The sequence below is a fragment of the Oceanobacillus sp. B139/18 genome, assembly GCF_055524595.1.
This window is the reverse complement of the sequence record NZ_JBVFXI010000001.1, coordinates 506,070-531,122: the sequence shown is the minus strand read 5'-3', so window position 1 is coordinate 531,122 and position 25,053 is coordinate 506,070. Positions and strand designations below refer to the sequence as shown.

Here is a 25,053-nt window from a genome sequence, read left to right as displayed (position 1 = left end):
CAGAAGCAATGGGCAATCAACGACCCTACAACTCCTAGATTAATTTATGCGCATTTACTTATTCCTAAACCAATTTAATGCCCGCTGTTCTACCCCCTCTACAAATGTTCTTTTTGCTTTACTGTAAAAAGTAGTATCATCGTATTTTAAGGCCAGTTCTTCTTTCAAATTACTATCTCTCTCTGCTTCAATAGGGTGGTTCCTTAAATAATCTCGGAATACTAGGTGTCTCTCAACTTCGGGATTATTATATTGGTAAACATGAATATGATGTGTTCTGTTTTCCCCGCCCTTTCGGAATAATCGTCTATTTTTTATTCCCCACTCTCCAGCAACATCGTATCCCGGCAGACGCATCTGATCATTGAAAGCATCCATTTTATTGATATCTTTAACAATACATATCATATCAATAACAGGCTTTGCCTTCATTCCTTTGACTGCTGTGCTTCCGAAATGTTCAAATTTTATTATTTCACTTCCAAACACTCCACTTAAAAGTCGCACCTCATTTTCAAACATTTCAATCCATTTTTCGTTGTATTCAGACAGACGGATTTTCAAATAAACCTCTCCCTGTACATAGATTTTATATATCAAACTGTATTATATACCAAAAAAGAGGGTTCTGTTTATAAACAGAACCACTCTTTATGTCTTACAATCCACATTTCAATTGAGCACCACAGCTGGTACACGTATTACATCCGCCGATATCTTCTACACTGCCTTCTCGGCAGACTGGACAGGTATCTCCCACCTCAGATCCGATTGTTACATTTGTTTTATCTAATTCCTGAATGGTGTCCATAAGAACAATTTTTTTATCTTCTTTCTCATCCGGGAATAATTCTGTCTGCTCCCCTACTTGGTTATCCTCTGCTTTTAAGGTTAAGACCTGCGAATCTCTGCTTCCATCCACATAGACCGTACCGCCTTTGGCACCGCCCTTATACAGACGGCGGTAAACACTTTCTACCTGATCAACGGTATATCCTTTTGGTGCATTTACTGTTTTGGAAATCGAGCTGTCCACCCAGCGCTGAATCACACATTGTGTATCCGCATGCGCTTCCGGACTTAAGTCCATTGCGGTTACAAACCACTCCGGCAGCTCTTTATCCGCTGCTTCTGGATGTTCATTTAAATATTCTTCCACAATATCCGCTTTTACTTCGATAAATTTACCTAATCGTCCGCTTCTGTAGTAAGAAAAGGAGAAGTATGGTTCCAGTCCTGTGCTTACTCCGACCATCGTGCCTGTACTTCCAGTTGGAGCGACAGTCAGCAGATGCGAGTTGCGGATACCATGCTCTAATACGCCTTCCCGAATGTCTGCAGGCATTTTTTGCATATATCCCGTTTGGATGAAACGTTCACGGAGCGTTTTTGTTTCTTCCTCTGTTTCACCCACCAGGAAAGGAAAGCTTCCTTTTTCTTTCGCCAACTCGATTGAAGTGCGGTAAGCAGTAGCTGCCATGATTTCAAACACTTGGTCAATCAGCTTATTTCCTTCTTCTGAGCCATAAGCTGTTTCACAATAAATCAATAAATCATGCAGTCCCATCACGCCTAAGCCGACACGTCTTTCTCCTAAAGCCTGTTTTCTATTTTCTTCTAAGAAATATGGCGTTGCGTTAATTACATTATCCTGCATCCGCACACCAGTTTCTACAGTATCTTTTAATTTTTCTACATTTACCTTTTTGGTATCTTTATCTGCCATTTCAGCAAGGTTGACGGCAGCCAAATTACAAACAGAAAACGGAGCAAGCGGCTGCTCACCGCAAGGGTTTGTCGCAACAACCTGCTGACCATACGCTTTTGCATTTGTCATTTCATTGGCATTATCTATAAAGAAAATGCCCGGTTCTGCAGAGTATGTTGCACAAATATTAATCAAGTTCCACAGTTCTTTTGCTTTCACTTTCCGGTAAACCCGAACGCCATAGCCCATTTCTTCCCATTTACGGACATCGCCTACCTCATACCATTGTTCATTATAGGCTTTCATTTCTTCCAGTGTATAATTTTCTACATCTGGAAAGCGCAGCTCATAGTAATCGTCTTTTTCCACGGCTTCCATAAATTCCTTTGTAATACAGACAGAAATATTTGCACCTGCCAGGAAATCCGGATTATGGACGGAATACGTTCCGCCATCACGCAATAAATCCGTTGCCTGCTTCATGGCAGCATCTGTGAACCCGCCTTGGCCGGGGATGGCTTTATAATTGACAATTCCCTGGTACAAATCAAATTCTGTTTCTGTCAGCGGGGTGAATTTTAACTTCTCATTTGCCAGCTGCTTCATCTGCTCATCTTCTGTATTTTCTACTAAATAGCGTAAAATACGCGGATTCTGCATTTTTGAGATAATAAATTCCACAATATCCGGATGAGAATCAACGAGCATAATCATCTGTGCACCGCGTCTGGAACCGCCCTGTTCAACCAGATTCGTCAATTTGGCGATATCGTCCAGCCAGGAGACACTTCCTGAAGATTTTCCGTTGACCCCTCTGGCCAGTGTATTTCGCGGTCTTAATGTGGAACCGTTCGTGCCGACACCGCCGCCGCGTGACATAATCTCCATTACCTGTTTACGATGATCGGAAATACCTTCGCGCGAATCTTTTACAAAAGGCATCACATAACAGTTAAAATAAGTTACATCGGTTTCAGCGCCTGCTCCATATAGCACACGGCCCGCCGGGATAAAATTCATAGAAGCCAATTGGTTATAAAAGGCATCAAATGATTTGGCCTTTCTTTCTTCGGTTTCTTCTACTTCTGAAAGACCGGTCGCATTTCTTTTGGCAATTTGTTCATAATAAATTTCCAACGGTTTTTCGATAACATCGAGTGAACGCGTGATCATCCCGCTTTCCCGTTCTTCTTCCTTATCCAAAACCCCGACATAATCGGATTCGACAGCTACTTCCGCCTTGTTTTCTTCCCAATTAATATCTATAATAAATCCTAGACCCCGAGCGGGAAATTTAGGGTCTGCTTTTACGGTCAAGACAACAAAATCACCTTTTTTTAATGTTTTTTTCTCTGTATCTTTATATGCATACCGATCCAGCATGACCAATCTCGACACGCCTTGATGGGTGATATGCATTTCTTTGGTAATTGGATGCACTGCTTCAAATTTTTTTATATCTTCATTAAGCGCCCCGATATTAACCTGCCTTAATGACTCTAAATGGATAGTCAATGTTATCGCTCCTTGTCTTGCAATTGATTACTTATTAGTTTATCATAACTCTTCTTCACAAAACAATATATAGTATCCAATTCATTATTCTGACACAATATATAGTTAATTATCAGAAAAGCAAGTACCTTTCATACAAGCGCTGATTACTTTTTTTATTCCCTTAAAGCGGACTAGAAACACCCCTTTTTTCTAAACATAATATCTGCAGCCTGAAAGTTGATTATTATTTTTAGCTCTTCATCAAAATCTATGAGTAACATAGTAGATATAAATTTGCTGCCAGCGACTGCTACGGAAATATACTACGCCAGCGAGTTGCTTTTATCTCATTTAACTATATTTTCCAACCATAGATTCTGGTGTTAACCCTTACTTTCAGATGATTTTCCGTCTGCAAAATAAAAACTTTGAAAAATAAAAACGCTGCCCATATAATAAGAGTGTAGAATATAAAGATAGACGGGGGAAACAAAATGACATTTTTACTCATTGCTTTAGTTGTTCTGCTTGCGATTACTATTTTTCGCTACTATAGACAACGCACTTATTTAAATGTACTGACAGAAGATCAATTTGTAGAAGGCTACCGCAAAGCACAATTGATCGATGTACGTGAGCCGCAGGAATTTGATAAAGGTCATATTCTCGGAGCGCGTAATATCCCGGTAACGCAAATGAAGCAAAGACTTGTGGAATTGAGAAAGGACAAGCCGGTCTACCTGTATTGTCAAAACAGCAGCCGTTCCGCAAGAGCTGCGCAGCTCCTGCATAAAAAAGGATTTGAAGAAATTTATCAGCTTAAAGGCGGATTTAAAAAATGGACTGGAAAGATTAAAATGAAAAAATAAAGCCTTTGTTTTCCATTTTGTGAAAGCTGTTAATTGGGCTAAAAATAAAAGCTGATTCAGAGCATAACCTCTGAATCAGCTTTTATGATGGTTTACGATTCTTCGTACCGCAGGATTGGTTTACGTGCAGCGGTTGCTTCATCCATCCGCTTCACAATTGTATGATGTGGTGCCTCCTGTACAGTTTCCGGGTCTTCTTCTGCTTCTTTTGCTATACGGGTCATGATATCAATAAAGGAATCGAGCGTTTCTTTCGATTCTGTTTCAGTAGGCTCAATCATCATCCCTTCTTCCACATTCAACGGAAAATAAATGGTAGGTGGATGAATATCAAAATCCAGCAGCCTTTTCGCCATATCTAATGTGCGGACGCCAAGTTTTTTCTGAATGCTCCCCGACAGTACAAATTCATGCTTACAATGCTGCGGATAAGGCAGTTGAAATACTTTTTCTAACTGACGCATCATATAATTCGCATTGAGTACGGCATATTCGCTGACCTTTTTCAGGCCCTCTGCTCCCATCGTACGAATATACGTATACGCACGCAGGTTAATACCAAAATTCCCATAGAACGGTTTTATCCGGCCGATAGACTGCGATCTGTCATAATCAAAGCGAAACGAGTCCTTTTCCTTCATAATTAATGGTTTTGGCAAATATGCTGCCAGCTCTTCGCTGACTCCCACCGGTCCTGAGCCTGGACCGCCGCCGCCATGCGGACCTGTGAACGTTTTATGAAGATTTAAATGTACTGCATCAAATCCCATATCTCCCGGTCTGACATAACCCATAATCGCATTTAAATTAGCGCCGTCATAGTAAAGCTTACCGCCGGCATCATGTATTATTTCTGCCATTTCTAAAATATCTTTTTCAAATAATCCTAACGTGTTCGGGTTGGTAAGCATCAAGGCTGCTGTATCTACCCCGACAACCCGCCGCAAATCATCCAGATCCACTAATCCTTCTTCATTTGATTTCACGGTAACTGCTTCAAACCCGGCTACTGCTGCAGACGCCGGATTGGTTCCATGGGCAGAATCCGGTACAATGACTTTTGTACGGTTATAATCCCCATTGGCCTCATGAAAAGCACGAATCATCATTAATGCAGTCCACTCTCCCTGCGCACCGGCAGCTGACTGTAATGAAACCTCATGCATGCCAGTAATTTCTTTTAATGACTCCTGCAAATCATAGAGCATCTCCAGAGCACCCTGCACCGTGTTTGGATCTTGATAGGGATGAATATGACTGAAGCCTTCCAGACGCGCAATGTCTTCATTAATTTTCGGATTATACTTCATCGTGCAGGAACCAAGGGGATAGAACCCGGAATCTACCCCATAATTGCGGGATGCCAGCCCAGTGTAATGACGAATAATATCCAGTTCACTTACTTCTGGCAGCTTAGGAGGTTCTTTGCGAATATAGACGTCCTCTAATTCTTCCTCTAAATCAAAGGCATCTATTTCCAATTCCGGCAAGCTGTAGCTCGTTCTCCCTTCTTTACTGCGTTCAAATAATAATGGAAAATTTTTATCAGCCATGCATATCCCTCAATTCTTTTGCAAGTTGGTCTATCTCTTGTTTTGTACGAATTTCTGTCACAGCCACAAGCATCTGACCATGATAGGAAGGGTCGATTTTTCCCAAATCAAAACCGCCAAGAATTCCTTTTTCAAGCAATGCAGCATTTACTTTAGTAATGTCCTGATTTAACTGAATGACAAATTCATTGAAGAATGGGCCATCATAAACTATCGAAATACCTTCTTCTTTCAATTTCTTCTTTGCATAACGGGCTTTTTGCATATTCATTTCGGACATTTTCCGTATCCCATGCTTGCCGATAGAGCTCATCGCAACAGAGCTTGCTAATGCATTCAGCGCCTGATTGGAGCATATATTGGAAGTTGCCTTGTCACGTCGAATATGCTGTTCCCGTGCCTGCAGCGTCAGCACATAGCCTCTGACTCCATTTTCATCCTTTGTCTGACCGACCAGACGTCCCGGAACCTTGCGCATTAATTTTTTACTTGTTGCAAAATATCCGCAATGCGGCCCGCCAAATTGGGCTGGAATCCCGAATACCTGCGTGTCGCCGGTTACAATGTCCGCACCAAATTCTCCCGGCGGAGTCAGATAGCCGAGGGCGAGCGGATTGCTGGACACAATCAGCATGGTCTTCTTTTGATTTTCTAACAGCTTTTGGATTGCTTCCATTGGCTCTATCTGCCCGAAAAAATTCGGATATTGGACGACAACACCCGCAATATCCTCATTCAGAAGTTCCTCCAAATGGACGAGATCTGTTTTTCCATTTTGTAATGGAATCGGAATTATTTCAACTTCCTGTCCTTTCGCGTACGTATGAATAACCTGTTGATATTCAGGATGGACGGCGTCTGATACCAGCACTTTCTTACGTTTGGTCTGGGCGGCACTCAGATTTACTGCTTCTGCTAAAGACGTACCTCCGTCATACATAGAAGAATTTGCGATTGGTAAAGCTGTCAGTTCAGAGATCATTGTCTGAAATTCAAAAATTGCCTGCAATTCTCCCTGGGAAATTTCCGGCTGATAAGGTGTATATGCTGTATAAAATTCAGATTTCGAAATGACATGATCAACAATGGAAGGTGTGTAATGATCATATACACCTGCCCCAAGAAAGGATACAACGTCTTTCGTGGATGTGTTTCTATTTGCCATCGCTGTTAATTCCTTCATCAATGCATATTCATTCTTTGGTTCTTTTAACTCCAATTCCTTCTGGAGACGAACGCTGCCTGGGATATCTGCAAACAGCTCCTCCGTATTCTCTATCCCTATGGTCTCCATCATTTCTTGTTTATCTTCCCTGGTCATCGGTAAATAACGAAACTCCATCTTTTCTCCCCCTTATTTTACTGCACTAATAAAGTGAAACTTTTTTCCCCGAACTCTTTTTCCTGTGAAAATGTACGATGATTATCTACGGTAGAACGGTGTCTCGACCACCTTCGCTTTTAAGCGGCGCTTTCGGACCTGAACCTCCACCTCTGCTCCAATCTTTGCGGAATCAGATTGAATCAGTACGAGCCCAATATTTTTGTTTAGTGTAGGTGACTGTGTACCGGAAGTAACAAAACCAATCTCGCTCTCTCCCTGGTACACTGGATAGCCGTGTCTTGGAATGCCCTTATCAATCATTTCGATTCCTGCAAGCTTTCTTTCCGTCCCATTAGCAGCTTGCTGTTCAAGTGCTTCTTTTCCGATGAAGTCTACTCCCTTATTCAGCTTCACAGCAAAACCTAAACCAGCTTCCAATGGCGAAATATCAACTGACAGCTCTTGCCCGTATAAAGCAAGATTCGCTTCAAAACGCAGTGTATCTCTTGCTCCCAAACCGATTGGCTGGATGCCTTCTTCCCTTCCCTTTTCAAGCAGTATATTCCACAAATATTTGCCATTTTCAGAATCAAGATAAATTTCAAAACCATCTTCGCCTGTATAACCAGTTCTGGAGATGAGGGCCTTTCCTTCTATTCCTTCCACTTCGATATCCTTTTTAAAACGAAAGAAAGAGATATCTTGAAGCGGTTCTTTTACAATCTTTTGTAAAATCTGCTCCGCTTTTGGTCCTTGCAAAGCTAATTGCGCATAATTTTCCGAAACATTTTTTATGGTAACATTCGGATTGAAATTATTTTGTTCCTGCAGCCAGGCAACGTCTTTCTCCGTATTAGCAGCATTTACAACAAGCAAGTATTCATTTTGAGCCAGCATATATACAATTAAATCATCGACTGTTCCTCCATTTTTATAGCACATAAACGTATATTGTGCTTTGTTTGGCACTAGCTTTGTTACATCATTTGTTAATATCGTCTGTAAAAAATGGACGCTTTCCGGACCGCTCACCAAAACCTCGCCCATATGGGACACATCGAACAGACCGGCTTTTGTCCGGACCGCTTCATGCTCTTCTTTAATACCTGAAAACTGTACCGGCAAATCCCATCCGCCGAAATCAATGGTCTTGGCAACCCTTTCATAAGCTGGAAAAATCGGTGTACGCTTTAATTCACTCATCTGCTTCTCTCCTCACTAAGGTTGATTGAAATACATGAACATCCTTATAACATTTACTGGTGATTTTTTTAAAAATTGATTTTAAGCACAAAAATAGAGACTCCTCCTAAAAGAAGTCTCTGTCCGCAAACCAGAAAGTTGCATATTCACAAAGAAAACGGTCTTCATCATGTGAATATTTGCTTCGTGGGTGGTCTATAGACAGCTGATGCCTATAAACGCTCTCCAGAGTAGCGTCCTACAAGAGTCTTTTTGCCTGAGAGATTCGCTCTTAACTTGCTCCTTCGGCGTTACATAAACTGTAAGCTCTCCCCTTGTATTCATCCGCTGATTGAATATATTCATGTTGGTTATACTAAAGGATATATAATCCTTCATCATATATTATGTTAGCAGGAAAATCTATTTGACAAAAGTATATCATAACTCTTTAAAAAAGTAATTGAAAAACCATATTTTACCCGAAAGGATGTGCATCGAATAAATGGATTCTATTCAAATTCAACAAGACAATCAATTCATTACCGGCTTAGAGTCAGCCTTTCGTGATGAAAATAATTTAACAAATTGGGAGCTTTTTCGTATGGCATATCAGGCTGCAAATTTAACAAAGCGCCCTTCTTTCAATGGCTTGCAAGCGCTGGAATATTTGCCGCATCTGGATATTTTAGATCATCAATTACAAGCTGCTGAACAAGTAATTGAAACGATGCATGGCCGGGCCATTTTAGCGGATGAAGTAGGACTTGGAAAAACAATTGAAGCAGGGCTGGTTCTAAAAGAATATATGGTAAGAGGGCTGGTGAAAAAAGCATTAATTCTTGTTCCGGCTTCTCTCGTAAATCAATGGGAAAAAGAATTAAACGAAAAATTTCTCATTCCTGCCATTGCCTATCGTAAAAATTACAGCTGGGACGATAATCCAATTATTATATCTTCCATCGATTCCGCCAAGCGTTCTCCGCATCGGGAGGCTATTTTAGATATAGATTATGATTTTATCCTGGTGGATGAAGCTCATAAACTAAAAAATGAGCAGACAAAAAACTACCAGTTTGTCCAGGAATTAAAGAAAAAGTATTGTCTCTTATTAACCGCTACGCCGGTACAAAATAAGCTGTTAGAATTATTTAATCTTGTCAGCCTTTTAAAGCCTGGACATTTAGGGAATTATAAAAGTTTTACAGAGAAATATGGAAAGGACCGCAAAAAAATGGAGCAGGATCCTTATCTGAAGAAGCTTGTCCAGCAGGTAATGGTCCGTAATACAAGGAAAGATACCAGCTTAAACAATTCTAAAAGAAAAATCCAAACCATTTGGACTTCTCTTCCAGAAAGCTATCACAAGGTTTACCATCAATTAATGGAGCTGTCTTTTGGAATGGCATCCTTTGCTAAAATCACTTATTTACGTGAATTCTGTTCTTCCAGAGAAGCTTGCTTTACCTCTTTACTGAAATTAGACCAAGATGGAAATCATGAAGCTATTCAGGAAGTTATCGGAAACATTGAACAGCTGGAGCAGCATCCCAAAGCGGAGGAATTAACCAATCTGATTAAATCGCTGAATGGTGAAAAAGTGATTGTTTTTACCGAATATCGCGCTACACAGTACTATCTGCAATGGTATCTGCAGCAACATGGTATTTCTTCGGTACCTTTTCGCGGCGGCTTTAAACGAGGAAAAAAAGATTGGATGAAGCAATTATTTAGGGATCATGCACAGGTTCTGATTGCTACCGAAGCCGGCGGCGAAGGAATTAATCTGCAATTTTGTCATCATCTGATCAACTATGATTTACCTTGGAACCCGATGCGCTTAGAGCAGCGAATTGGCCGTATTCATCGTTTTGGTCAAGAATCAGATGTGCATATCTACAACATTGTCACTAAACAGACGATTGAAGAGCATATATTGTCCATGCTTTACGAAAAAATAAACTTGTTTGAGAATGTAATTGGTAATTTAGATGCCATTTTAGCAGAGTTAAAAGTAGATAGTATGGAGAAAGAAATAGAATCTATCTATCAGGAATCCACTTCAGCCGGAGAAGTTCGTATTAAGCTTGATAACTTGAAATACGTGATGGAGCAGGCAAACCAGGAAATACAAAACGAGGAGCAATATAGAGATGGAACAGCAAATTGATTTATCCGATTTTCTAACCAGCTATTTTGAAACCAAACATTGTACCATTCTTTCTAAGGATGAGGGACAAATCCATATCCAGCTTACCGAGGAAATGGATAAAGAATTAATGAACCGCCCTTTCTACTGGCATTACATTAAAAAAATCGGCCGGGAAGGAGAGCCCCAGGCGCTGCGTCTGATTACGGACAAAGAGAAAGCGAGTGAACCAGGGGAATGGATTCATTTTGGGAGTCCGAGACTGCATCAAATTATTAATAAATTAACGGAGAAAGAACGTTATACCAGATTATTTGAGGAGGTCCGCACATCGGAAAACACTCCCCTGTATCCTTGGTTTGTAGTCAATATAAAAATCAGCTATCGTGGTGTCCAGCATAGGGATGAAATATTTTCAGTAGGCCTGCAGCTGCTTCATGGACATATGGCTTTAAATATGATGGATTATTTAGAACGTATCCCGCTTGATAGAGCCATATCCGATTATTGTTATACACTGACGCCGATGATTAATCCCAAAAGCGGATTTCTCCGTATTCAAAACGTTTTATTACAACATGTTCAAAACCAGGATAACGCATGGGCTGCTGCATCTATCAAACAGCTGGAATCGGAAAAAGCTACCTTAAAGCATTTTTATGCGGATGAACTTGATCATCCAAGGCATGTAGAAGAATTAGAAGCATTGGAGAAGCGGTTTAAACCAATGATTACATTTCAAGTGATTAACGGAGGGATTTTTTACTTAACTGCATCCACAATGAATGAGAAATAGCCGGATTAATCCCGGCTATTTTTTCTTTCATGGTACCAGGACTGAATGGAAAAAGGAATAACCCCCAGCCATTTGTTACCATAGATCGGATAAGATGATTTCTTCTTTTTTTGTTTGCGCTCTGCTTTTTCTTCTGAAGATAAGTTCATGTATTTCACCGCTTCTTCTGTCAGAAAACGGATATAGTCATTGCTTTTCATACTCTATCATCGCTCCTTTTTGAAGACCGTTCTATTTTTAGTTTAAACAATTAAAAAAATTCTATTCTTTTTTGATAAAAAGAAGGACATTTAAAAAGAATGTCGAATTATAAGTTATGTCAGAAATAGTTGTAAAGGAGGTGAGCTAATGAATCACGTCACAAAATTATCTGACGATCTCTTTCAGTCGGCCACGAAGCAGCATGCATCCGATATCCACTTCTATCCCTATGAGCAGGAAACAGAAATTTACTTCCGCATCCACGGAAAACGTACCTTCATCCGGACCATTTTAACAAAGCAATATCAGCTTTTAAGAACATTTTTTAAATTTAGTGCGAATATGGATATCGGTGAAAGCAGAAAGCCTCAGGCAGGTACGATGATCTGGAGTTTCGAATCAAAAGATTATGCACTTCGTATCTCAACCCTTCCTCATTATCAGCAAGAAACGATTGCCATCCGGATTCTTCCTCAAAATGACACTTTACCGCTGGATTATTTATTTCTTTTTCCAAAACAAATAAAGCAAATGCGAAGATGGATGAGCCATGAATCGGGCCTTATCCTGATAACCGGGGCAACAGGAAGCGGGAAATCATCTACATTATATTCCCTGTTAGAAACGGAAATGAAAGAAAGACCTTGTCAAATCATTTCTTTAGAGGACCCCATCGAAAGAAAAATAAAGCAAATTCTGCAAGTTCAAATAAATGAGCGTGCAGGTATTTCCTATCAAGCGGGATTAAAAGCTGCGTTGCGTCATGACCCTGATATTCTGATGGTCGGGGAAATACGGGATAAAGAAACTGCGCACTTTTCCGTAGAGGCTGCTCTGACCGGTCACCTCGTCCTTAGTACGCTGCATGCAAAGAATGCTGTCGGTACGATTTTCCGTTTGAAAGAGATGGGTATCAAAACAGCCGATCTTCATCAGATTCTGATTGGAGTAGGTGCTTTGCGCCTTATTCCAATCAGAAGAAAGAATAAACAGCAGCGGAGTGCTATCGGAGAATTGATTGAAGGCGTCCACCTGACAAAAGCCATTGAAGGCAGCCTGCAAGCTCTCCCGGAAAAGCAGCAATTTAAAAATTTACAAAGAAAGGCATTTGCTTATGGCTTTACTGAAACGATTTCTCCCCAATAATCAAAGGTTAACGATTACCACCCAGCTGCAATTTTTACATGTTTTGCAGCGCATGCTTTCCAGAGGCCTTACCCTCGTCCATTCCTTAGATGCAATGAAATATTACGGTGAGTTAGAACACATTTCCAAACAGGTTTTAAGTAATCTGGAAGCGGGAAAGCAGCTGGATGAAGCAATGGATCAGGCTGGTTTCCACCATTCCATTGTCTCTTACCTTTTTGTAGTAAGGGAAAAAGCAGATATTTATGAACGAATCGAGCATTGCTATCAATTATTTCAGCAACGCGTTCACTACATTCGTAAATTTCAGCAAACAGTGCGTTATCCCCTTATATTAATGATAATTTTCAGCGGGCTGTTATTTTTTATTTATTCACGCGTCATCCCTTCCTTCCAGCAGCTGATGTTTGGTGAGCTTCCCATGCTGCTGCAGACTGTTATTTTTCTTTCTGCATGGCTCGGATATTCTCTCCTAATTCTTCTTGTTTTTTCCACCCTTGTTGTACTTGTTTGGCTATTTTCAAGAAATAATATCTCTTTAGAAACAAAACTGTCTATATATAAACGAGTGCCTCTCTACCGCTCTTACGTAAAAAGACAAACATCCTTCCACTTTGCCGCATTATACAGCTCTCTCCTGCAAACCGGAATGCCGATGAAGGAATTATTAAATTATATGTCCCGGCAGACTAAGCTCCCGATTATTTCTTATTACGCGAAGCAGATGCAGCTGGAATACTTTAAAGGAAGAACCATTCACGGACTGTTAACAACAATGGAATTTTTAGAGAGTCATCTGACGGATATTTTATCCTCTAATATGGATGCGAAAAGCCTGGCGAAGGATTTAGCTATCTATGCAGATATTTCGATTGATACCATGTATCAGCGGCTTCAAAAAAGCATTGTTTATATCCAACCGGTTTTTTTCTCAATTATCGGCGCATTTATCATATTGATTTACGTTAGTCTGATGTCGCCTATGTTTGAATTGATGAATACAATGTAAAGGAGCGGTTTTATGTTAAAAAGTTCAAAAGCATTTACACTGATTGAAATGTTGATAGTTTTAATGGTTATCTCGGTAATAATGATTTTAATTATACCGAATCTGGGAAAGAAAACAGGGGATGTTCACTCGAAGGGCTGTGATGCATTAATTTCTGTCGTACAAGCTCAGGCAGATGCTTATCATATTGATACAGGCAATTTACCTTCCAGTATGAATCAGCTGGTAAGCGCTGATTATATCACCGAAGACCAGCGGACATGCTCAAACGGAAATGAGCTCTCCATTTCTAATGGTGTTGTAAATGCTTCAAACTGAACGAGGGTTTACACTGATTGAGGCATTATTCGCATTATCCATCCTGTCGATTATTCTTTTACTCATTCCAAGGCAGCAGGTGGAGCAAATAGAAAAATTAGAGCTGCAGCATTTTTTTGATACATTAGAAATGGATGTGCTCTACTTGCAAAGCACAGCAGGCACGCAGGAAAACGATATCCCATATGTACTAAAGTTTAACCCGGACAGCTACAGCATTGTGCTTGATCGATTCAGAGAAATCAAGCGGGAATATCCGGCTCAATTTTCGTTAGTAACCTCATTTCCCAAAAATGTTGAATTCTACATCAGCGGGGTTATAAAAAACCCCCAGACGATTCGAGTAAGCTTGGCAGGAGAGCCTTATCAGATTGTATTTCCGTTAGGGAAAGGCAGATACTATGTGGAAAAAAGATAAAGGGTTTACCTTATTTGAAACTTTAATCGCATCCCTGCTTCTATTCTCCATGCTCACGATACTTTTGCCGCTTCTCTCCATCATTGCCAAAGAACAGTACAATTCCATTGAAAAAGTACAAATCACAAGTAAATTACATGATGACATGCAGGGCGTGCTGGCGGGAGCGGCACCTTTTCAGGACTACTACACCGTAACTCCATATCAGACGCCTGCAGCCTTCTCTTTTTCGCTGGAAGGTGAGTACCTGAAAGGATGTGCTGAATGGACTAATGCAAAACAAAAAAAAGAGAGTAAATGCCTTTACGCGATTATGGAGTAATACAAAAGGTTTTACATTCATTTCAATGCTCGTTGCTATGACCGTCCTGGTATTAACACTGCCTTTTGTATCTTACGCTCTGTCTGCATTGCAGCTGAAACAAACAAATACGGAAGCCTTATCTGTACAACAATTTTTCACTCAATTACACTATGATGTCATGTCTTCCTCTTCTGCGCATGTAGCGAATAATCAATTATATATCCGTGCTGCCGATCGAAACGACCATACAGAAAGTATAGCCCGCGTCAGCCTCTACAATAATACGGTACGCAGGCAGGTAAATGGATTAGGCCATGAAATTTATCTTCGTCAGGTTGCTGATATTACGTTTGAAGAACATGCAAACGCCATTTATTTAACCATTACCAAAGAATCAGGTGACGTTTATGAAAAAACGATTTACAATTATCCATAATCAGCAAGGGTTTTTATTATTTCATGTCGTCTGGGTAATTCTTATTGTATTTCTTTCAATCCACTTTTTGCTTTATCATTACCATACGTCAAAAGCTGTCGCTCAAAACCAGCTGTATCATATAGAAATAGAAACACTTTTTCAAATGGCATATCAGCAATTACGGAACGAAACAGGTGATGATGAGATTTCTTTTCCCTATCAGACTGATTATGTTTTTCCTCAAGGAGATGTTACCATAACACTTCACAAAGAAAGAAACAATACAATTTATATCGTTTTTTTAATCAAACCGACAGAGAGCAATCATACTTATCGATTATCCCGCCCTTACGTATAAAAGGACAGATTCAGCATTAATGTGAATGATTTTTCATTGTTTTGAAATTAAATCTATGCTAATTGGGCATGATATCTTTAAGAATCGTTTACAATCCTTTCTTGCTCGTATATAATAACTATGAGAACGTTACCTATAAAGGAGGGGGAAGACATGGACCGCATGTTTCGTGTTCTTGCCTTTTGGACAGGTATTTTTACAGTTATGTTTTATGTAGGTGACATGCTGAATACTGCACTATTATTCCTGGTTCAAACGGCGTTTTTCCTTACACTGAGTTACTTAAAGCTGTCTGAACGTATGTACATGTATCTATTTGGTGCATATTGTACGGTATTTATTGTTGGATATACTTGGTATTCTGAGTTTATCCTGGTACCTGGATTTGGACATTAAAAACATCGAAAAAAGACCATCTGTATTGGATTATAGATGGTCTTTTTTCTATTTAATTTTGGTCCCCGCAATAAAGATACTACCTTTCTATGCCGGAAAAAAAGGATTATTTTTCTTCTCATAGCCGATTGTCGTTGCTGGCCCGTGGCCGGGAAGAACCGTCAGATCCTCCGGCAAACGATATAATTTCTCCCTTACCGAATGCTCAAGAATATCTATATCTCCATCGACTAAATCTGTTCTTCCAATCCCCTGTTGAAACAGGACATCTCCGCAAACAGCAAAATTATCTTCAGGGAAAACAAAGCTGATGCTTCCCGGCGAATGACCAGGGGTGTGTAATGCCTCCATGAAAAATCCGCCAGCTTCCAATGGTCCTTCTTCTAATTCTTTATCTGCCGCTTGCGCAGTTACAGGCTGACCCATTAATTTAGCTGATCCATTTAATTTAGGCTCCCCTAACCAATCCCATTCAGCTTTATGAAGATAAACCGGTGCATTTGTAAATTCCCGAATCCCTTCCAAACCACCGATATGATCAAAATGAGCATGGGTCAGTAATATTGCCCTCACGTTCAGCTGATGTTTTTCAATGGCAGCAATAATCTTCTCCGGTTCACCGCCGGGGTCGATAACTAAAGCATCTTTTTCTTCTTTTTTGTAAACGATATAGCAATTTGCCTGGACTAAACCTACCGGCATCGCAATAATTTCCATACCTATCTCTCCATTCTTTTATAATAACTCGACAAACACTTGGAAATACTATAAAATATAAATAGTTTAACGATAATTACATAGTATTAAATACTGACTTTTTACACAAGAATAATTACGTTGAAAAGGAGGAAAATTTCGGATGAGCCATATTATATTAGGAGTTATATTTTTAGCAGTTGCACTATTAGCGGTCGTATCCGTGATTCGTCAGTTGAAATATAAAAATATACTGGCGCTGTTATTTTCTGCTCTGACTGCAGTTGTCTTTGGATTCTTCTCCATCGCGACTATTATTTCAGAAATTACGGGCTAAAACGAAACGGACAGATTCTTTTTATGTTGCATAACATGAAAGGAGTCTGTTTTTTATTGCACTTTTAGGAGTATCTAAAAAGTTGGTGGCGGCCGCTTCAACGGGTTTCATGAAGTGAGTAATATCAGGATTCAGAACTACACTCCACTTCCCGCAGCGTTTATCTCGTTAACAACAACACTGTGTTTTAAAAGTCTAATAGTGCTCCTGATTTTTCTTATCTTAAAAAAGCCTGTTCTCCAAATAGTAAAAATAAAAAATACCACAGGAAGCAAAATAAGCCTGATTAAGGCATCTTCACTTTTATACATACTCATTTGCAAGTAATTATAAATACGAAGCCAGGAGTGATTAAATGCGACTTTCTAAAGCAGACCTGCTGGGCAGCATCATTATGTTCATCACTCTTTGTGTTTTTATTTATTCTTTTATGAAAGAGCCGAGATTCTTTAATATTGCATTTATAGCAATCGTTTTTGTTTATTTTATTAGATTATTTGTAAAGCAAAAATACAACAATAGAAACAGCTGATTAATTAATACAGAAAAAACGATGCAGGCGCTCATCACCTGCATCGTTTTTATTATTCTTCTTCCTCATCTCCAAAATCAACAAATCGGAATAAGTCTCCGTATATGATGGAGTCGGAATAAGAAAGCTCTGTATCCACTTGTTCTTGAATGGAGTCACAAGCACTTTCTACTTGTTCTAATTCTTCACTTGCTTCTTCCTCAGAATCAGTCTCTTCTTCAATGGCCTGATCCATTGGCTCTCCGGTTTCGCGGTCATAACAGATTCCAGCTGTACTTACATAATCATCACTGACAAAATCGCCATTACGTAATGCGATATAGTCTTTTCTGTCATCACTGAATAAGTCATTACCGAAATAGATATCCTCGCCAGGGTCGACATCAAGCATGTTCAACATGGTTGGCTTCAAGTCGATTTGACCGGCAATCTCATCCATTACTTGGCCATTACCGTCTCCAGGGATGTGGATAAATAATGGTACACGCTGCAATTGCACCTGATCATACGGAGTAATTTCATCCTGATCTAAATATTGGGCCATCGCTTTATTATGGTTTGCGCTGATTCCAATATGGTCACCCATAATGACGATAATGGAATCCTCATACATACCGGATTCTTTCAATTCATCAAAGAATTCTTCAATTGCCTCATCCATATAACGGACAGTTGGGATATAACTGTTCAGTGTATTGGAATTGGAATCAAATTTATCAATTGTTGCATCTTCCTCATCTAATTCAAACGGGAAGTGATTTGTCAGTAAAATCATTTTGGAATAGAACGGCTCTTCCAAATCCTCCAGAAGCGGGATAGATTGTTCAAAGAACGGTTTGTCTTTCAAACCCCATCCTACAGAATCTTCTGGTGTGACATCGTATGATTCCTCACCAAGGAATTCATCGATTTCTAAGCTGTCATACATAGCATCTCTATTCCAAAAGCTTTTGTTGTTCGCATGCAATACGGAAGAAGTATAACCGGCTTCTTTAATCATTTCCGGGAAGGAATGATAATCATTTCCTCCGTGGGTAAAGAATACAGCACCGCGGGACAGCGGGTACAATGAATTTTCTACTAAGAACTCGGAATCAGATGTATTTCCCTGACCAGTTTGTTCATAGAAATTATCAAAGTAATACGTATCCTCATCTTGAGCTAAATCATTCAGGAACGGCGTAACCTCTTCCCCATTAACTTCACTGTTCATCACAAAATGCTGCAATGATTCTGCATTAAGGAAAATAATATTTTTATCCTTCGCAACACCATTCATCTCTTCACTGCGCTCATGATCTACATTTTCTTCTATAAATTCCTGAATTTCAGGAATTTCATTTCCGTCAGCAAAAACACGCTGTGATTCATTTTTAGAATGAACAACTACATCGTATACATGATAGTTAAGCAGCCCGATATTTTTCACTAAATATTCGCGATCAAAACCACGGGTGAATAACTGCGGTCTTTCCATTTCTGCTAAGAAAAAGTTACCTGCAAGTAAAACTAATGAAAACGCCAGAACACCGACTTTTCCACTTCTAGGGTACAAGACAGATAAACTTCCTGCAAATTTCTTACTTATATACCAGACAATCGCCACATCAGCAAAAATGAAAAGGTCCCATGGCTTAATCAAAGTTAAGATACTGGATCCTAAATCTGTCATATTGCTTCCCATAAATAATTGCGGGATGGTGATAAAGTCTGTGAATTGGCGATAGAATACCAGATTTGCCCAGACAATCAGTGACATCGCCAGCATCGCATACCGAATATATTTCATTTGTCTGGAAGACTTTTTAAACCAGACCCCTAATGCCAGTATTAAGAATGCTGACACAAATGGATTAATAAACAGAATTAATTCTTGCATGGAGTTATCAAGTTCAATATTAAATACAAATCGATAGACAATATACGTTTTCAGGCCAAGAAGTAACGCCGCTATGACATAGAGCGGTATCTTTGGCTTTTTAAATCGTTTCATTATATCCTCTCCTAAATAATAAAAACAGGAATTCGAGTTTATCCTTTAACATACTTCTTCCCATTTTATAAACTAATGTAAACCTACAATTAATGAATTCTACATCTTTTTCATACGATTTGGCAAGCAAAAGGTTTCACATTAAATCATTTTATTTTAATACCCGTTCATAAATTACTATTTTAGTAGATAATCTAAAAAAATCAAGTCTGAAAATCAATTAACTATTATTTTCATATACCAGATACGCTCCGCCGATAATGCCTGCATCATTGCCGAGCTGACAAACTTTAATCGTACATACCTCGCTTATCCTTGGCAGTGCGTGTTTTCTGAATGCTTTTGTAACAGCATCGATTAAATAATCCCCTGCATTGGAAACACCGCCGCCTATCAAAATATTGGAAGGATTAATAATCATTGACATATTTGCCATCGCTTTACCTAAAACATCTGCGGTATAGTCAATAATCTCCTTGGAAGCCTGGTCTCCCTGTTTTGCCAGCTCAAAAATATGCTGCGTGGTAATACTTCCCTCTGATTGAAATAATTTCGCCAATTTGGAGTCCGGATTTGTCTGCACCTTTTCCATTCCCTGTCTGACGATGCCTGTTGCTGATGTAATAGTTTCTAAGCATCCTCTTTTACCGCAGTTGCATAAATAACCATTCTCTAATACTTCAATATGGCCAATTTCACCAGCCATTCCATTGGCACCATTTAAGATGGACCCATTTGCGATAATTCCGCCTCCAACCCCTGTACCAAGTGTGATGGCAATTAAATTTCTGGATTGATTCCCTGCACCGACCCAGTTCTCTCCTAATACGGCAATATTGGCATCATTCTCAGCATAAACGGGAACGTTCGCCAGTTTTTCAAGCTCTTCCGCTAAATGAATATCTTTCCAGCCAATATTTACAGCTTCTGCAATAATACCGGCATGCGCATCTACAAAGCCCGGTGCTCCGACGCCAATTCCTTTAATAGAAGCATCCTTGAATGACGGCGTCTGTAATTTTGATTCAATGCTTGCCCAAATATCTGGAATGATATGGACCCCTTCATTTGTTAAATCCGTAGGGATTTCCCATTTTTCAATGATGTCTCCATTTTTTGTAATAAATCCAATTTTAACGGTCGTACCGCCGATATCTACGCCTGCTAATAGTTCACTCATTGTTTTCCGTCCCCTTTTTATATTCTCTTATCTCTTTTTTCAGAAGCAATAACGCTTGTTGAAATTGCTCTACACTGATCAATTTCCATTCATATAGTTCATTTATTTCCATTATCATTAATTCTAAATCACCTAAACGATCTGCTGTATAAATAAAAGTACCAAACTTCAACAGCAGTTTTCGTACATCGTGTATATTCTCCATGCTATCACCAAAAACATTATACCAAAAGGGCATGAAAATGGGAAATGCGAAAAAGACCCAAATCGAATCAACGATCTGGATCTTTCGGCCGTAATATGGATGGACGCAGATGTCTCTCTGGTAATGGAAAACGAATAAAGGTATCACGCATATTCTTTGCGGAGAATGGAACCAGCGGCCAGAAATAAGGCGTATCCAACGTTCTCATTTTTATTAAAAATAACAGCCAAATGGTTACACCGACAACATATCCGCCGACACCGAACAAAGCCGTTGTAAATAATAAAAATAAGCGGACAAGGCGGTTGGCCATCCCTAATTCATAGCTCGGCGTGGCATACGAGCCAATGGCTGCCGTCGCAATATATAAAACCACCTCATGGGAAAACCAGCCGACTTCTACCGAAACCTCGCCAATCATGATTGCAGCAACCAGGCCAAGAGCCGTTCCCAGTGCTGATGGCGTATGAATCGATGCCATCCTTAAAATATCTAGGCCCAGCTCGGCGATTAAAAATTGAACCAGCAATGGAATAACACCTGAATCTTCCGGTCCGATAAAATCAAATGCTGCCGGCAGCAGCTCCGGCTGTACTGAAAATAAATAATATAACGGCAGGAGGAGAAGAGAAAAAAAAATGGCAATAAACCGAACAATTCGTAAATACGCTCCGACACTCGGTTTTTGACGATATTCTTCTGCATGCTGCAAATGCTGCCAGAATGTTGTCTGCGTAATCATCACACTGGGAGTGCCATCAATAATAAGCACGATATGACCCTCTAACAGATGAGAAGCGGCTGTATCAGGCCGCTCGGTATAACGGACCGCCGGATAGGGATTCCAATATCGGCGGCTAAAAAATTCTTCAATCGACTTTTCTGCCATTGGCAGCCCGTCTGTATCTATGCCGTCAAGTAACTCTTTCAGCCTCTCCACCTGTCTGGAATCAGCTATATCTTCTATGTAACTGATAACCACATCTGTTTTAGAGCGTCTGCCTACCTGTGTAAACTCCATTCTTAAGGAGCGATCTCTGACCCGGCGCCTGGTTAATGCCGTATTAAATACGAGGGTTTCCACAAATCCATCACGGGGGCCCCTGACAACCCTTTCCAAATCAGGCTCTTCTGGAGACCTTGCCGGATATTCTCTTGCATCAATGATAATTGCCTTATCCATTTCATCCACAAATAAAACAGTGGCTCCAGAAAGGATAAAATCGACTATTTTATCCATTTCTTTCATTTCTTCCAGCTCAATATAGGGAATATCTCTCTTCATTAATTTTCGTAATGTATCGGTATCCAGCTCATTCGGCTGAAGCCTTTGCAGCGATTGCATAATATAAAGCATGATATCGTCTTTTGCAAACCCGTCGACCATAAACATAGCCATATCCTTCCCGGCATAGTTTAAGTCTAAATTAATTATGTCGAAGCTTTTATCCACTCCCAGATAAGACTTTAGATAAGAAACATTGGTTTCTAAACTTGAAGCTACTTTTTTCATCTGATTGGTCAATTTTATCACCTTATATCATAGGATGTAGATAGTTTATATCACCAGATGAAATCTATACATGCTACATCATTTAAAACACACTAAAAAACCAGATTGCCATTCACGTTCAGCAGTCTGGTTTTTTAATCAGTAAGGTTGCAAATCATCCTTCAGCTTGGATAATTCTTCATCATCTGGAAAATGAGATAAGCCTTCATCAATAATAGCTTCGATTTCTGCGGTACTTGCGCCTTGCCTTGAATATAAAACGGCCAGGTTATTGTACATTTGCGGCAGTCTATGGTCGTATTGAACAGCCTCTTCCAAATCCTCTGCAGCATCTGTATACTCTCCTTCTTGAATATACGCAAACGAACGATGGAAAAGGAAATAGGGTATCAGCGTCTCATCATTCGTATCATCCAAAGCTTCTGTTGCAATGGAAATGGCTTCGTTAAAATGATTCTCTTCTAATTGCATCTCTACTTCAATTAATTTCAACTCTGGAGATGAAGAATTGAAAGACCAGCCATAAATAAACAATCCAAGACTTAGCACAACAAAACCAACCAAAGCAAGCAGCTGATTCTTTTTATTTTTTTTGTTTGGGACATAGGCTGCTGCAGCAATCAAAAACCCGCCGGCCAGTCCGCCAAGGTGCGCTCCCATATCGATTTCAGGAATAGTAAATCCAATCACAAGGTTTATCCCTAAAATAAGCATGATATTAAAGCCCATTGTCTGAAGGAAGATTTTCTTATAAATCAACCCAAATAAGAGAAGTGCGCCAAACAGAGCGAATATAGCGCCCGATGCCCCTGCTGACACATTGATAGAAAAAGCAAAGCTTGCAATAGAACCTGTTAAACCGCCCAGGAAATAAATAAAAAGAAACCGGATCCTCCCGAATATCTGTTCAATGGCTGCGCCAAGGTAGAATAAAGCAAGCATATTCATCATCAAATGAAGAAAATTTAAATGTAAAAACATCGATGTGAAGAATCTCCACCATTCTCCTTCCATGACAAGCAGATTAAAATTTGCCCCCATATCAATTAAATGCTGTGTATTCTCCATTTCTCCGCTGGTTATTTGAAAAATAAAAATGAGTACGTTGAAAGCAATCAATATGTATGTAAACAACGGTTTCGAAAATGAAAATATTTTCTTATGATTCTCCATTTCTTCCTGTATTTCTTGAAATAAAACATCTTTCATGCGCTTTGCGGCAGTTTCTTTATCAGTTTCTGTTACATACTTTTCTCTATCCGAAGATAATGAAATATGTAGATCATGGTTTAATTGACTGATTTCTTCCTCTTCATTTGCTTCAGCAAGATAATATGTATGCATCTTTGGAGCTTTCTTTGTTCCTTCTCCCCGCGGGTGCTTTACGTCTTCCCAATCATCCACCGGCAGTTCTTCTGCGATATAAATTGAATAGAAGACAGCATTTGAGCTCGCAATAGCCTGCCTGATCCGCTGCATCTGCTGGTAGGCAATCTGCGAATCCTGACGCAGGTGATTCGACCAATCAAACGTTTGCGGTTTCACTCGAATAATAGCGGATTTTCTGTCAGCTTTGCGCTCCAGCCAGATTTCATCCGTTTTATAGTCACCGGCAATAATTCGAAAACCTTGTGTTGTTAATTTATTCACCAGCTCATACGCCCGATATTGCATAGGTATGTCCATAAATCATCCTCCCCTCTTTGAAGCATACCAAATATTTATAATCAGGTACAATTTTCCGTTTGCAGTAAACCAGGGTGCAAAGATAATTTTTAAACAGATTCGTAAAGCACACCTGTCTTACCATCCTGAGTAAGCTCTCGTTTCGATTCGCCGACAAAGAGGGAGCATGCAGATGAATGGTGAAGAAAATAAAAATGGTGATTTAGAAATTAAACCATTTCCTTTTTCTTTTTCCACAAAATCATATTACCAAGCAGCGGTACCAGGTACTTTCTCCCCTGTTTCCAATTTAACATGCTGTTTAAAATGCGGTACCTCCATTTCATAAAAAGGAATGCAATGGATAGCAGCATCGCAAATACAAAGATAAAGCGCATCATTTTCCTGACCTCCTTCGAGATAGTACCCTTTTTGAACAACCTCTTTTACATCTTTTATTGTCAACGAAGAAAGCCATCTTATACATCAGATATGCTATTTGGAAGTTTTTATAGTTCGTTTTTCTGTTATAATCAGCTCTACAGGCAAATCATGACTTTCTCTTGGAATACGATCAACTAGCTGCTTTTCCGTACACAGTGAAATCGTTACACCCTTATAATCAGCCAGCATACGATCATAATACCCGCCGCCATAACCGATGCGATAGCCGTCCTTGTCAAAAATAACACCAGGCACCAGCAGCAAATCGATATCAGCAGGCGCTATAGGTGTCGTTTTTTCTGGAATAGGTTCTTTTATCCCGGCATAGCCAGCTTCGATTTGATCGAGCTGATTCCAAACATAATATTGCATTTCTTTCGTTTTCACAATACATTTAGGGGAAGCGATTATCTTTCCTTCCTCCCATGCCTTTTCCATGATGGAAGATGTAGCCCACTCCTGAGCCGTGGAGATTGTGATGCCTATTGTCGCAGCCTGCTGAAACACAGGACTTGCCACTAATTGATTCTGCAGTTTTTCTTCTATATTTTTCCGTTCAAATTCCGACAATCCGCTTATATACGTCAGCATATGCTGCCGCAGCATCTTTTTTTCTGACATGAGAAATCCACCTCCATAGATAAAAAAACTCTTATCCAATAATATCAGATAAGAGTTTTTTATGAATGCTTATTTAGTTTCACGGTGTAGGGTATGTTTTTTAAGACGTGGTGAGTATTTCATAAGCTCAATACGTTCCGGATTATTACGTTTGTTTTTTGTAGAAATATAGTTACGATCTCCTGTTTCCGTGCAAGCTAACGTTATATTTACGCGCATAT

At 39.7% G+C, this 25,053-nt stretch carries 27 protein-coding genes and 1 riboswitch; of the genes, 12 read left to right on the top strand and 15 right to left on the bottom strand.

Annotated features, from left to right (window positions below; translation table 11 throughout):
- Positions 1 to 54: 54 nt before the first annotated feature.
- Positions 55 to 564 (bottom strand): GrpB family protein, encoded by a 510-nt coding sequence (locus tag ACZSMY_RS02570; protein ID WP_212929470.1) that lies wholly within the window; start codon positions 562 to 564, stop codon positions 55 to 57.
- Positions 565 to 658: 94 nt separating this feature from the next.
- Positions 659 to 3,223: a vitamin B12-dependent ribonucleotide reductase gene (locus tag ACZSMY_RS02565; protein ID WP_332093745.1), complete on the bottom strand. Its 2,565-nt coding sequence runs from the start codon at positions 3,221 to 3,223 to the stop codon at positions 659 to 661.
- 476 nt (positions 3,224 to 3,699) lie between these two features.
- On the opposite strand from ACZSMY_RS02565, the gene ACZSMY_RS02560 reads away from it, so the two are divergent.
- Positions 3,700 to 4,074, top strand: coding sequence for a rhodanese-like domain-containing protein (locus tag ACZSMY_RS02560; protein ID WP_042534741.1), 375 nt, complete (start codon positions 3,700 to 3,702; stop codon positions 4,072 to 4,074).
- A gap of 92 nt (positions 4,075 to 4,166) precedes the next feature.
- Here ACZSMY_RS02560 and gcvPB read toward each other — a convergent pair whose 3' ends face one another.
- The 3 genes from gcvPB to gcvT all read right to left on the bottom strand — a co-directional run bounded on the left by gcvPB (position 4,167) and on the right by gcvT (position 8,154).
- Positions 4,167 to 5,627, bottom strand: coding sequence for an aminomethyl-transferring glycine dehydrogenase subunit GcvPB (gene gcvPB / locus ACZSMY_RS02555; protein WP_332093746.1), 1,461 nt, complete (start codon positions 5,625 to 5,627; stop codon positions 4,167 to 4,169).
- Entirely contained in the window at positions 5,620 to 6,969 is a 1,350-nt protein-coding gene (gcvPA, locus tag ACZSMY_RS02550) for an aminomethyl-transferring glycine dehydrogenase subunit GcvPA (protein ID WP_256704805.1), read from the bottom strand. The genes gcvPB and gcvPA overlap by 8 nt, the downstream gene beginning before the upstream one ends.
- Before the next feature lie 81 nt (positions 6,970 to 7,050).
- The gene (gcvT, locus tag ACZSMY_RS02545) at positions 7,051 to 8,154 is read right to left on the bottom strand and encodes a glycine cleavage system aminomethyltransferase GcvT (protein ID WP_212929468.1); all 1,104 of its coding nucleotides are present in this window, start codon (positions 8,152 to 8,154) and stop codon (positions 7,051 to 7,053) included.
- Between the two features lie 234 nt (positions 8,155 to 8,388).
- Positions 8,389 to 8,478, bottom strand: a riboswitch (glycine riboswitch).
- A 160-nt stretch (positions 8,479 to 8,638) separates the two neighbouring features.
- On the opposite strand from gcvT, the gene ACZSMY_RS02540 reads away from it, so the two are divergent.
- Together ACZSMY_RS02540 and ACZSMY_RS02535 are read left to right on the top strand one after the other, a co-directional pair.
- On the top strand, positions 8,639 to 10,303 hold the full coding sequence (locus tag ACZSMY_RS02540; RefSeq protein ID WP_042534749.1) for a DEAD/DEAH box helicase: 1,665 nt from the start codon (positions 8,639 to 8,641) through the stop codon (positions 10,301 to 10,303).
- Complete coding sequence (locus ACZSMY_RS02535; RefSeq protein WP_332093747.1) at positions 10,287 to 11,078, top strand: YqhG family protein; 792 nt, start codon at positions 10,287 to 10,289, stop codon at positions 11,076 to 11,078. Before ACZSMY_RS02540 ends, ACZSMY_RS02535 begins: the two co-directional genes overlap by 17 nt.
- A 5-nt stretch (positions 11,079 to 11,083) precedes the next feature.
- Here the strand turns inward: ACZSMY_RS02535 and ACZSMY_RS02530 are convergent, their stop codons facing one another.
- Complete coding sequence (locus ACZSMY_RS02530; RefSeq protein WP_042534755.1) at positions 11,084 to 11,278, bottom strand: YqzE family protein; 195 nt, start codon at positions 11,276 to 11,278, stop codon at positions 11,084 to 11,086.
- 148 nt (positions 11,279 to 11,426) lie between these two features.
- Here ACZSMY_RS02530 and comGA point away from each other — a divergent pair, with 148 nt between their 5' ends.
- The 8 genes from comGA to ACZSMY_RS02490 all read left to right on the top strand — a co-directional run bounded on the left by comGA (position 11,427) and on the right by ACZSMY_RS02490 (position 15,646).
- A complete protein-coding gene (gene comGA, locus ACZSMY_RS02525; RefSeq protein ID WP_465147442.1) occupies positions 11,427 to 12,425 on the top strand; it encodes a competence type IV pilus ATPase ComGA in 999 nt (332 codons plus the stop codon).
- Positions 12,394 to 13,434, top strand: coding sequence for a type II secretion system F family protein (locus tag ACZSMY_RS02520; RefSeq protein ID WP_042534758.1), 1,041 nt, complete (start codon positions 12,394 to 12,396; stop codon positions 13,432 to 13,434). Before comGA ends, ACZSMY_RS02520 begins: the two co-directional genes overlap by 32 nt.
- A 12-nt stretch (positions 13,435 to 13,446) precedes the next feature.
- Positions 13,447 to 13,752 (top strand): competence type IV pilus major pilin ComGC, encoded by a 306-nt coding sequence (gene comGC / locus ACZSMY_RS02515; protein ID WP_042534761.1) that lies wholly within the window; start codon positions 13,447 to 13,449, stop codon positions 13,750 to 13,752.
- The gene (gene comGD, locus ACZSMY_RS02510; protein ID WP_193063930.1) at positions 13,739 to 14,170 is read left to right on the top strand and encodes a competence type IV pilus minor pilin ComGD; all 432 of its coding nucleotides are present in this window, start codon (positions 13,739 to 13,741) and stop codon (positions 14,168 to 14,170) included. Before comGC ends, comGD begins: the two co-directional genes overlap by 14 nt.
- Positions 14,154 to 14,492, top strand: a complete 339-nt coding sequence (locus tag ACZSMY_RS02505; RefSeq protein WP_042534765.1) for a hypothetical protein — start codon at positions 14,154 to 14,156, stop codon at positions 14,490 to 14,492. The genes comGD and ACZSMY_RS02505 overlap by 17 nt, the downstream gene beginning before the upstream one ends.
- Entirely contained in the window at positions 14,443 to 14,910 is a 468-nt protein-coding gene (gene comGF, locus ACZSMY_RS02500; RefSeq protein ID WP_193063931.1) for a competence type IV pilus minor pilin ComGF, read from the top strand. The genes ACZSMY_RS02505 and comGF overlap by 50 nt, the downstream gene beginning before the upstream one ends.
- Entirely contained in the window at positions 14,882 to 15,250 is a 369-nt protein-coding gene (locus ACZSMY_RS02495; RefSeq protein WP_193063932.1) for a hypothetical protein, read from the top strand. Before comGF ends, ACZSMY_RS02495 begins: the two co-directional genes overlap by 29 nt.
- Before the next feature lie 153 nt (positions 15,251 to 15,403).
- Complete coding sequence (locus tag ACZSMY_RS02490; protein ID WP_040985302.1) at positions 15,404 to 15,646, top strand: DUF2626 domain-containing protein; 243 nt, start codon at positions 15,404 to 15,406, stop codon at positions 15,644 to 15,646.
- An 87-nt stretch (positions 15,647 to 15,733) separates the two neighbouring features.
- Here the strand turns inward: ACZSMY_RS02490 and ACZSMY_RS02485 are convergent, their stop codons facing one another.
- Positions 15,734 to 16,363 (bottom strand): MBL fold metallo-hydrolase, encoded by a 630-nt coding sequence (locus ACZSMY_RS02485; RefSeq protein ID WP_042534771.1) that lies wholly within the window; start codon positions 16,361 to 16,363, stop codon positions 15,734 to 15,736.
- A 142-nt stretch (positions 16,364 to 16,505) separates the two neighbouring features.
- Here ACZSMY_RS02485 and ACZSMY_RS02480 point away from each other — a divergent pair, with 142 nt between their 5' ends.
- Positions 16,506 to 16,679: a DUF2759 family protein gene (locus ACZSMY_RS02480; protein WP_084612994.1), complete on the top strand. Its 174-nt coding sequence runs from the start codon at positions 16,506 to 16,508 to the stop codon at positions 16,677 to 16,679.
- A 584-nt stretch (positions 16,680 to 17,263) separates the two neighbouring features.
- Here ACZSMY_RS02480 and ACZSMY_RS02475 read toward each other — a convergent pair.
- The 8 genes from ACZSMY_RS02475 to rpmG form a co-directional block, all read right to left on the bottom strand.
- Positions 17,264 to 19,204, bottom strand: coding sequence for an LTA synthase family protein (locus ACZSMY_RS02475; RefSeq protein ID WP_193063933.1), 1,941 nt, complete (start codon positions 19,202 to 19,204; stop codon positions 17,264 to 17,266).
- A gap of 220 nt (positions 19,205 to 19,424) precedes the next feature.
- The gene (locus ACZSMY_RS02470; RefSeq protein WP_042534775.1) at positions 19,425 to 20,384 is read right to left on the bottom strand and encodes an ROK family glucokinase; all 960 of its coding nucleotides are present in this window, start codon (positions 20,382 to 20,384) and stop codon (positions 19,425 to 19,427) included.
- Entirely contained in the window at positions 20,377 to 20,589 is a 213-nt protein-coding gene (locus ACZSMY_RS02465) for a YqgQ family protein (RefSeq protein ID WP_042534778.1), read from the bottom strand. The genes ACZSMY_RS02470 and ACZSMY_RS02465 overlap by 8 nt, the downstream gene beginning before the upstream one ends.
- 67 nt (positions 20,590 to 20,656) lie before the next feature.
- Positions 20,657 to 22,102 carry a spore germination protein gene (locus ACZSMY_RS02460; RefSeq protein WP_042536315.1) on the bottom strand — a complete coding sequence of 482 codons (1,446 nt, stop codon included), beginning with the start codon at positions 22,100 to 22,102 and terminating at the stop codon, positions 20,657 to 20,659.
- Positions 22,103 to 22,240: 138 nt separating this feature from the next.
- Positions 22,241 to 23,788, bottom strand: coding sequence for a rhomboid family intramembrane serine protease (locus tag ACZSMY_RS02455; protein WP_465147441.1), 1,548 nt, complete (start codon positions 23,786 to 23,788; stop codon positions 22,241 to 22,243).
- Between the two features lie 209 nt (positions 23,789 to 23,997).
- The gene (locus ACZSMY_RS02450) at positions 23,998 to 24,168 is read right to left on the bottom strand and encodes a hypothetical protein (RefSeq protein WP_175297070.1); all 171 of its coding nucleotides are present in this window, start codon (positions 24,166 to 24,168) and stop codon (positions 23,998 to 24,000) included.
- Between the two features lie 94 nt (positions 24,169 to 24,262).
- Positions 24,263 to 24,832 (bottom strand): 5-formyltetrahydrofolate cyclo-ligase, encoded by a 570-nt coding sequence (locus ACZSMY_RS02445; protein WP_052485088.1) that lies wholly within the window; start codon positions 24,830 to 24,832, stop codon positions 24,263 to 24,265.
- Positions 24,833 to 24,901: 69 nt separating this feature from the next.
- Complete coding sequence (rpmG, locus tag ACZSMY_RS02440; RefSeq protein WP_040985278.1) at positions 24,902 to 25,051, bottom strand: 50S ribosomal protein L33; 150 nt, start codon at positions 25,049 to 25,051, stop codon at positions 24,902 to 24,904.
- Positions 25,052 to 25,053 lie beyond the last annotated feature (2 nt).

What these genes read in the sequence shown, in the direction of transcription:
- ACZSMY_RS02470 (WP_042534775.1), bottom strand. Translation starts at nt 20,384, where the DNA reads ATGAGTGAACTATTAGCAGGCGTAGATATCGGCGGTACGACCGTTAAA.
- ACZSMY_RS02480 (WP_084612994.1), top strand. Translation starts at nt 16,506, where the DNA reads ATGAGCCATATTATATTAGGAGTTATATTTTTAGCAGTTGCACTATTA.
- gcvPB (WP_332093746.1), bottom strand. Translation starts at nt 5,627, where the DNA reads ATGGCTGATAAAAATTTTCCATTATTATTTGAACGCAGTAAAGAAGGG.
- comGA (WP_465147442.1), top strand. Translation starts at nt 11,427, where the DNA reads ATGAATCACGTCACAAAATTATCTGACGATCTCTTTCAGTCGGCCACG.
- ACZSMY_RS02540 (WP_042534749.1), top strand. Translation starts at nt 8,639, where the DNA reads ATGGATTCTATTCAAATTCAACAAGACAATCAATTCATTACCGGCTTA.
- ACZSMY_RS02445 (WP_052485088.1), bottom strand. Translation starts at nt 24,832, where the DNA reads ATGTCAGAAAAAAAGATGCTGCGGCAGCATATGCTGACGTATATAAGC.
- ACZSMY_RS02520 (WP_042534758.1), top strand. Translation starts at nt 12,394, where the DNA reads ATGGCTTTACTGAAACGATTTCTCCCCAATAATCAAAGGTTAACGATT.
- ACZSMY_RS02450 (WP_175297070.1), bottom strand. Translation starts at nt 24,168, where the DNA reads ATGATGCGCTTTATCTTTGTATTTGCGATGCTGCTATCCATTGCATTC.
- comGD (WP_193063930.1), top strand. Translation starts at nt 13,739, where the DNA reads ATGCTTCAAACTGAACGAGGGTTTACACTGATTGAGGCATTATTCGCA.
- ACZSMY_RS02560 (WP_042534741.1), top strand. Translation starts at nt 3,700, where the DNA reads ATGACATTTTTACTCATTGCTTTAGTTGTTCTGCTTGCGATTACTATT.
- ACZSMY_RS02465 (WP_042534778.1), bottom strand. Translation starts at nt 20,589, where the DNA reads ATGGAGAATATACACGATGTACGAAAACTGCTGTTGAAGTTTGGTACT.
- ACZSMY_RS02455 (WP_465147441.1), bottom strand. Translation starts at nt 23,788, where the DNA reads ATGGACATACCTATGCAATATCGGGCGTATGAGCTGGTGAATAAATTA.
- ACZSMY_RS02530 (WP_042534755.1), bottom strand. Translation starts at nt 11,278, where the DNA reads ATGAAAAGCAATGACTATATCCGTTTTCTGACAGAAGAAGCGGTGAAA.
- gcvT (WP_212929468.1), bottom strand. Translation starts at nt 8,154, where the DNA reads ATGAGTGAATTAAAGCGTACACCGATTTTTCCAGCTTATGAAAGGGTT.
- ACZSMY_RS02485 (WP_042534771.1), bottom strand. Translation starts at nt 16,363, where the DNA reads ATGGAAATTATTGCGATGCCGGTAGGTTTAGTCCAGGCAAATTGCTAT.
- ACZSMY_RS02505 (WP_042534765.1), top strand. Translation starts at nt 14,154, where the DNA reads ATGTGGAAAAAAGATAAAGGGTTTACCTTATTTGAAACTTTAATCGCA.
- ACZSMY_RS02535 (WP_332093747.1), top strand. Translation starts at nt 10,287, where the DNA reads ATGGAACAGCAAATTGATTTATCCGATTTTCTAACCAGCTATTTTGAA.
- ACZSMY_RS02475 (WP_193063933.1), bottom strand. Translation starts at nt 19,204, where the DNA reads ATGAAACGATTTAAAAAGCCAAAGATACCGCTCTATGTCATAGCGGCG.
- rpmG (WP_040985278.1), bottom strand. Translation starts at nt 25,051, where the DNA reads ATGCGCGTAAATATAACGTTAGCTTGCACGGAAACAGGAGATCGTAAC.
- ACZSMY_RS02495 (WP_193063932.1), top strand. Translation starts at nt 14,882, where the DNA reads ATGAAAAAACGATTTACAATTATCCATAATCAGCAAGGGTTTTTATTA.
- comGC (WP_042534761.1), top strand. Translation starts at nt 13,447, where the DNA reads ATGTTAAAAAGTTCAAAAGCATTTACACTGATTGAAATGTTGATAGTT.
- ACZSMY_RS02490 (WP_040985302.1), top strand. Translation starts at nt 15,404, where the DNA reads ATGGACCGCATGTTTCGTGTTCTTGCCTTTTGGACAGGTATTTTTACA.
- ACZSMY_RS02460 (WP_042536315.1), bottom strand. Translation starts at nt 22,102, where the DNA reads ATGAAAAAAGTAGCTTCAAGTTTAGAAACCAATGTTTCTTATCTAAAG.
- comGF (WP_193063931.1), top strand. Translation starts at nt 14,443, where the DNA reads ATGCAAAACAAAAAAAAGAGAGTAAATGCCTTTACGCGATTATGGAGT.
- gcvPA (WP_256704805.1), bottom strand. Translation starts at nt 6,969, where the DNA reads ATGGAGTTTCGTTATTTACCGATGACCAGGGAAGATAAACAAGAAATG.